The organism is Streptococcus sp. 121, from assembly GCF_016458205.1.
Taxonomy (GTDB): Bacteria; Bacillota; Bacilli; order Lactobacillales; family Streptococcaceae; genus Streptococcus.
On the sequence record NZ_JAEMED010000003.1, the window covers coordinates 71,199 to 78,590 of the forward strand.

Annotated in this window: 3 protein-coding genes and 1 pseudogene; 2 read left to right on the forward strand and 2 right to left on the reverse strand. The window is 43.5% G+C overall.

Annotated features, from left to right (window positions below; all coding sequences use genetic code 11):
• Positions 1–362: 362 nt before the first annotated feature.
• Positions 363–2,180: a glutamine--fructose-6-phosphate transaminase (isomerizing) gene (gene glmS / locus JEQ21_RS01060; protein WP_199363601.1), complete on the reverse strand. Its 1,818-nt coding sequence runs from the start codon at positions 2,178–2,180 to the stop codon at positions 363–365.
• Positions 2,181–2,407: 227 nt separating this feature from the next.
• Between glmS and JEQ21_RS01065 the strand changes: the two genes are divergently transcribed.
• Positions 2,408–3,628, forward strand: a complete 1,221-nt coding sequence (locus tag JEQ21_RS01065; protein ID WP_199363602.1) for an MFS transporter — start codon at positions 2,408–2,410, stop codon at positions 3,626–3,628.
• A 628-nt stretch (positions 3,629–4,256) separates the two neighbouring features.
• On the opposite strand, the gene leuS is transcribed toward JEQ21_RS01065, so the two are convergent.
• A complete protein-coding gene (gene leuS / locus JEQ21_RS01070) occupies positions 4,257–6,758 on the reverse strand; it encodes a leucine--tRNA ligase (RefSeq protein WP_199363605.1) in 2,502 nt (833 codons plus the stop codon).
• Between the two features lie 185 nt (positions 6,759–6,943).
• On the opposite strand from leuS, the pseudogene JEQ21_RS01075 reads away from it, so the two are divergent.
• Positions 6,944–7,392: pseudogene (locus JEQ21_RS01075) on the forward strand (ISAs1 family transposase); the annotation flags it as partial.

Below are 7,392 nucleotides of genomic sequence, written 5' to 3' on the forward strand. Positions count from 1 at the left end.
TATTTGAAACTTTCTTCGAAAGTGTCTCAGCAAGCTCAAAATCTCTGGGAGAGATTTTGAGCTGTCTACGACTCGCTGCCTTGTACTAAAAGACTATATCACTTGAAAATAGACTGAGTTGCCAGAAACTTCAGTGTGGTTTTACGATATTTCCTGCTGAGAAATTGCATCCAATGCATTCGTTCCGCAGGAAGAGGCTGGGATAATCGTCCCAACCTTCCTACTTTAGTTAGTGGAATAACTTTTACACAGTACTTGATTCGGTCAAACAGCAAAAAGGCTGTTTGAGGTGCAGATCGGAGAGCGAAGCCAATAACAATTGTTCGCTTTTATTGAACCGTAGAAATAATCGCTTTTTCTTCTTATTCTACAGTAACAGATTTCGCTAAATTTCTTGGTTTATCGACGTCTAAACCACGATGAAGAGTTGCAAAATAAGCGATCAACTGGGTTGGAATAACCATGGCAATCGTTGAGAGATAGGGGTGAACTTGATTCACAACAATATCATCTCCCTCACGCGCCACACCTTCTTCAACAATGGTCAAGACGTTAGCGCCACGGGCTTGCACTTCGGCGATATTTCCACGGGTATGAGCCGCCACTTTCCCATTAGCAGAAAGCAAGGCAATGACAGGAACACCGTCTTCAATCAAGGAAATCGTTCCGTGTTTCAACTCACCTGCAGCAAATCCTTCTGTCTGAATGTAAGACACTTCCTTCAATTTCAAACTCGCTTCCATAGCCACATAGTAATCCTGGCCACGGCCGATATAGAAGGCATTGCGGGTTGATTCCAAGAGACTCCGAACCTTACTATCAATCACATCTTTTTCAGAAAGGCTAGCCTCAATGGATTGCGCAACGATAGACAACTCATGCACCAAGTCGAAGGCCTCTGCCTTCGTATTTTCATTGGCTTCGCCAACTGCTTTGGCTAAAAAGGCAAGGGCTGCGATCTGCGCAGTGTAGGCTTTGGTAGAAGCAACCGCAATTTCTGGCCCCGCATGGAGAAGGAGAGTATGCGTCGCTTCACGGGATAGGGTAGAACCAGGTACGTTGGTCACCGTCAAGCTTGGAATTCCCATTTCATTGGCTTTGACCAAAACCTGACGACTATCCGCAGTTTCCCCTGATTGGGTTAGGAAGATAAAGAGTGGTTTCTGACTCAAAAGTGGCATTTCATAACCCCACTCAGAGGCAATTCCCAATTCCACAGGTGTATCTGTCAACTCTTCTAACATCTTCTTAGACGCAAAACCTGCATTGTAAGAAGTACCCGCAGCAATAATGTAAAGACGGTCTGCTTCTTGCACGGCTTGTACGATAGCTGGGTCAACCTTCATCTTGCCATCAACATCCGCATAAGTGGAGATGAGTTTACGCATCACGGTTGGCTGCTCATCGATTTCTTTCAACATATAGTAAGGGTAGGTGCCTTTACCAATATCGGACAAGTCCAACTCCGCAGTATAGCTATCACGTTCTACCGGATTACCTGCATAATCCGTGATAGTGACTTGGTCTTTCTCCACAACAACCAATTCCTTGTCATGAATTTCTTTAAACTCACTGGTTTCACGAATCATGGCCATAGCATCTGATCCAACCATATTATAGCCATCACCCAAACCAATCAAGAGTGGAGATTTATTTTTAGCAACGTAAAGAGTTTCTGGATTCTCTGTGTCCATCAAGGCAAAGGCGTAAGAACCTTCAATAATAGTTAGAGCTTTTTTGAAAGCTTCCAAAACGCTCAAACCTTCCGTATCCACAAAGTGACCAACAAGGTGTACGGCGATTTCTGTATCCGTCTGACCTTGAAAATGGTGGCCAGCCAAATACTGATCGCGAATCTCGGCATAGTTCTCAATCACCCCATTGTGAACCATGACCAAACGACCAGATTCTGATTGGTGTGGATGGGCATTGAGTTCACTAGGTTTTCCGTGAGTCGCCCAACGAGTATGACCAATCCCAGCAAAACCATCTAGGTTTTCACCAACCTTGGCTTCCAAATCCGCAATCCGACCATTGGACTTCACCAAACGACCAGACTGAGAACCATTGGAAACATAAACACCCGCTGAATCATAACCACGGTACTCAAGTTTTTCTAATCCTTGTAAAAGAATATCGGTTGCATTGGGATTTCCCACAACACCAACAATTCCACACATAATTGAATTCCTCCAAAATTGGTATAGTCTAATTCGACTTTTGTGAATTAACTGACAAGATTATAGTTTTTTCATCTCCCTTTGTCAAGGAGCAAGGATTGGTATAGGTGTAAGACTTCATAAATATACGGAAACAAGGCTGACTTTTCCCCATTTTGTAAATATGTAACAGGTGAGTCACTCCCCTAAATCAGACTTATAATGGAGAAAAAATAAAGGAGAAGAAGATGAATCTTAAGAAGTACAAATTATACACCGCTACCTTTTTCAGTAACTTGATTTCAGATTTAGGTGATACACTCTACAGTTTAGCCCTCATGAACTATATTCTGCTGGTGCCTGAAAAACAAGCAGCGATTGCGCTCGTCAGCATTTCTGAGTCTCTTCCTATTGTTTTCAGCGTTTTTCTCGGCTATTGGGCAGATCGGACTCAGCAGAAAGTGCTAGCCATCATTAGTAGTCAACTATTCCGATTTCTGCTCTATCTTGGAGCCGGTTTTCTCCTCCAATTTAACCCTGCCCTCATCCTCGTTATCAGTTTGGTAGCTATCAATTTCTTTTCTGACTTGGCTGGTAAATATGAGAATAGTCTCTTTCTTCCAGTTCAAGTACAGTTACTTCCCGAAGCGGATAGAGAACAAATCTTAGCCACCAGTCAAGGAGTAGCTTCCAGTGCCACAATCCTATTTCAAGCAATGGGAGCTATTTTAGTAACCTGGATTTCTTTTAGCCAGCTCGCCTTTCTCAATGCAGGAACTTTTCTACTAGCTGCTGGAATTCTTTTCCTGTTTAAAACACAACTCGATAAAATTCTATCTTATCAAGACAGCACTCCTCGCAAGCCACAGCCATTTTTCGCTATGTTCAAACACGCTCTAAAAGATGTTCGAGAATCCCCTCAAGTTCTACCCTTAATAACGATCCTATCCAGTATCAATGCTTTGTTTTCCATTCTCATTCCACTTATTTTAGCCATTATGGCTATTAACGAATCCTTTTCCATTATTAACCCCGCTTCCACTGTCGCTGGCATCTCTATTCTCATTTCCCTAAGTTCAATACTGGGAAACATTTTAGTGAGTACTGCACTTAAGACTTGGAAGTTATCAAGGTTTATCTTTTTAACAGCTATCCTATCCCTTCCCCTGTTTGGTTTCCTGATTCTGCAACAAGCTTGGCCTGTTTTCGTTTGCATCACTTTCATGGGAATCCTGATGGGCTGTGTCGATCCGAAAATATCTGCATTTTTACTCAGTCATCTACCTACTGAACGTCTAGGGCTTCTCAATGCAAGTATTGGAACTTTTTTACAAGGAAGTATTCTCCTAGCTCAATTGTGTTTCTCTACCCTTCTAGTCCTCCTCTCGCTTAACTGGATCTTATTGATTGGATTCATCTGTTCCTTAACGCTGGTAGTTTTTGTGGGGAAACACAGATATGATATGTAAAAGGAGGTACACAGGAACCACGACAAACGCATGAGAGATTTTTAGCGAGAAAATAGAGTTTTCTGTATTTCAATGTTCAGGATTTTCACAATAAAAAATAATCCTTTTTGGAATCTTCTATAGGAGAATCGCTAAAGTTACTAAATTTAAACTGTGTTATAATTCGGAAATTACTGTTTCATGCGTTTGTCGTACACAGGAACCCTAACATTTGACAAAACCTATCCTTCCTGTATAATAAAGTTACAGGAAAAACGTTCATAGCAACGCCAAACCCCTAGACTGTTGCCGCAGCTCTAGGGGTTTTTTTACGTTCAAATTTGATTAACGAGCGCATTTAGGCTGGCAAACTTATTTTTCCTTGCTATCCAGCCATTTGCAGATGAAATAGAGCAATAAGCCAGATATCACATCCGCTACGATAACAAGTAAGACGTCAGGAAAAACGTCCATGAGCAATACCTCCTCTCTAGCAAACCATTACTGAAGGTTAAGCATTGCTTCTCTATTTTAAACCTTTTTAGTCAAAAATTCTAAGAAAAACTGTGCAGTCTATCCTAAAATGAACCATACTTTACTTGCAAAAACCCTTCCAAGGTCTCTGCCTCGGAAGGGTCTCACTTTTCGATTATTTCACCACAATATTCACCAGTTTGTTTGGTACTGCGATGACTTTGATGATTTCTTTTCCTGCAATTTCAGCTTGAACTTTTTCATTAGCGAGGACTGTTGCTTCGAGGTCTTCTTTGGAAAGGTCTTTGGCAACCATGAGTTTGGCGCGAACCTTCCCTTTGATTTGAACAACGATTTCAACTTCGTCTTCGACTAAAAAGCTTTCATCATAGTTTGGCCACGCTACGTTGCTGATGGACTCGCCTGAAGCAGTCAAGGTTTGCCAGAGTTCTTCCGCCAAGTGTGGCGCGAATGGTGCTAGGAGTTGAACAAAGCCTTGGGCATAGCCTTTGTAGAGCTTGTCAGCCTTGTTAGCTGCATTGACGAAGATCATCAATTGGGCGATGGCTGTGTTGAACTTGTAGTCTTCAATCTGCTCGGTTACAGCTTTAACGGTTTCATGGTAGATCTTGTCTAGCTGGCCATCATTTTGGTCAGTGATTTCCTTGCTGGTGATGAGGCGGTAAACCCGATCCAAGAATTTCCGGCTTCCTTCCAGACCTTCTTCACTCCAAGCGATAGAAGCATCCAATGGCCCCATAAACATTTCGTAAACCCGCAGTGTGTCTGCTCCGAATTGCTCAATCACATCGTCAGGGTTGACGACGTTTTTGAGGGATTTGGACATCTTAGCTGGTGTTTGCTCCAACTCTTCACCGGTCTCAATATTAAAGAAGGATCCGTCTCGTTTTTCGACCTTATCGCTTGCGACCAAAGCACCTCGGCCATCACGATAGCTGGTTCCCAAAATCATCCCTTGGTTAAAGAGTTTTTGGAATGGCTCCTTGGTTGGGACCACGCCGAGGTCATAAAGGAACTTGTGCCAGAAGCGGGCATAGAGCAAGTGTAAAACGGCATGCTCGGCACCACCGATATAGATATCGACTGGCAACCACGTCTTGAGCAAATCCTCATCGGCCAATTTCTCTGTGTTATGAGGATCGATGTAGCGAAGGTAATACCAGCTGGAACCAGCCCATTGCGGCATAGTGTTGGTTTCCCGACGACCTTTGACACCATCTTCACGTGTTACTTCTAACCAATCGGTGAGGTTGGCCAAAGGGCTTTCCCCAGTACCAGATGGCTTGATATCATCTGTTTTTGGAAGGACAAGCGGTAACTGGTCTTCTGGAACAGCTGTGGAAGTCCCATCTTCCCAATGGATGATCGGAATTGGTTCACCCCAATAACGTTGGCGACTAAAGAGCCAGTCACGTAGACGGTAGGTAATGGTCTCCTCGCCCATCCCTTTTTCTTCTAGCCAAGCCGTCATGCGGGCTTTAGCCTCTTCGGTATTTAAACCGTCTAAAAACTCAGAATGAATATGCGGCCCATCTCCGGTATAGACTTCCTTCTCAACATCGCCTCCTTCAATAACAGGGAGGAGCGGAAGATCATAAACCTTCGCAAATTCCCAGTCACGCGCATCATGAGCAGGAACCGCCATCACCGCACCTGTTCCGTAGCTCGCCAAGACATAATCAGCGATCCAAATTGGAATTTCTTTGCCGTTGGCAGGGTTGATGGCATAAGCACCCGTAAAGGCACCCGTCTTCTCCTTGGCCAAATCTGTGCGAGCCAAATCCGACTTGAGACTAGCCTGACGCTTGTACTCAGCCACAGCCTCAGCCTGCTCAGGTGTTGTAATCACATCCACCAAGGCATGCTCCGGAGCCAAAACCGCATAGCTAGCCCCAAAAAGCGTGTCCACACGGGTTGTAAAGACAGAGAACGTCTCCTCATGCCCCTTAATCTTGAAATGAACAGTCACCCCAGAAGACTTGCCAACCCAGTTCCGCTGCATATCCTTGATAGACTCAGGCCAATCTAACTCTTCCAAGTCTTCCAACAGACGATCCGCATAGGCTGTAATCTTCAACATCCACTGCCGCATTGGCTTGCGCACAACCGGATACCCCCCACGCTCAGAAGTCCCATCAGGAAGCACCTCTTCGTTGGCAATCGCAGTCCCCAACTCTTCGACCCAGTTAACCGGCACTTCCGCTTCATAAGCCAAGCCTTTCTCGTAAAGCTTGGTAAAAATCCACTGCGTCCACTTGTAATAATTCGGATCAGTAGTGTTCACCTCACGGTCCCAGTCATAAGAAAAACCGAGCGCATTAATCTGACGCTTAAAGTTGGCAATATTCTCCGCTGTAAACTCCGCAGGGTCATTCCCTGTATCCATAGCATACTGCTCCGCAGGAAGACCAAAAGCATCCCAACCCATCGGGTGAAGAACATTATAACCCTGAGCACGCTTGTAACGACTCAAAATATCCGTTGCTGTGTAACCTTCTGGATGCCCTACATGAAGACCCGCTCCTGACGGATATGGAAACATATCCAAAGCATAAAACTTCGGTTTATCCGCATCCGTTCCAGTCCGGAAAGTTTGATTCTCAGCCCAGAACTTTTGCCATTTCGGTTCAATTTCTTTGTGATTATAAAAGCTCATCATCTGCCTCACTTTAACAATAAATTACCCCTATTATACCATGAAAAAATTAGAGCAGCCAAGCGATTCCCGCTGCTTTCACGACAAACGCATGAAGAAAACTCCCTATTGAAAATTTTCAGTAACCGATAAATATTCGTAAAAACGACCTCTTAAGCCTATAATTAGCTTAGGAGAGCGTTTTTATGGATGTTATGTTTTCATATTTAAAGTCTATTGAAGATAAGAGAGATAGTTGGAAAATTCGTCATACTCTCGTTGATATCGTTCTTCTTATTTTCTTTGCTCGCCTATCTGGAGCTGAGTATTGGGAAGATATTGAAGATTTTGGGAAATGTTACGAACACAGTCTTCGTACGGTTTTATCCTTAGAAAACGGGATTCCATCACATGATACCATGCAGCGTGTCCTAGCGACTATAAATCCTAATGTTTTGATTAATCTCTCTATACTGTGGGCAACTTTGTTGGAAGAAGCTCAATTAAATAAAGGGAATTTTTCGACTTTTAAATAAAGGGAATTTTTCGACTTTTTCCAAGCGTTTAATTGCTATTGATGGAAAGACTATAAAAGGAAATGCCAGTGCCAAGCAAAATCCTCTTCATATAGTGAGTGCTTATGCAACTGACTTGG

Excerpts from the sequence above, each read along its gene's own strand:
- JEQ21_RS01065 (WP_199363602.1), top strand. The coding sequence starts at position 2,408 with ATGAATCTTAAGAAGTACAAATTATACACCGCTACCTTTTTCAGTAAC.
- glmS (WP_199363601.1), bottom strand. The coding sequence starts at position 2,180 with ATGTGTGGAATTGTTGGTGTTGTGGGAAATCCCAATGCAACCGATATT.
- leuS (WP_199363605.1), bottom strand. The coding sequence starts at position 6,758 with ATGAGCTTTTATAATCACAAAGAAATTGAACCGAAATGGCAAAAGTTC.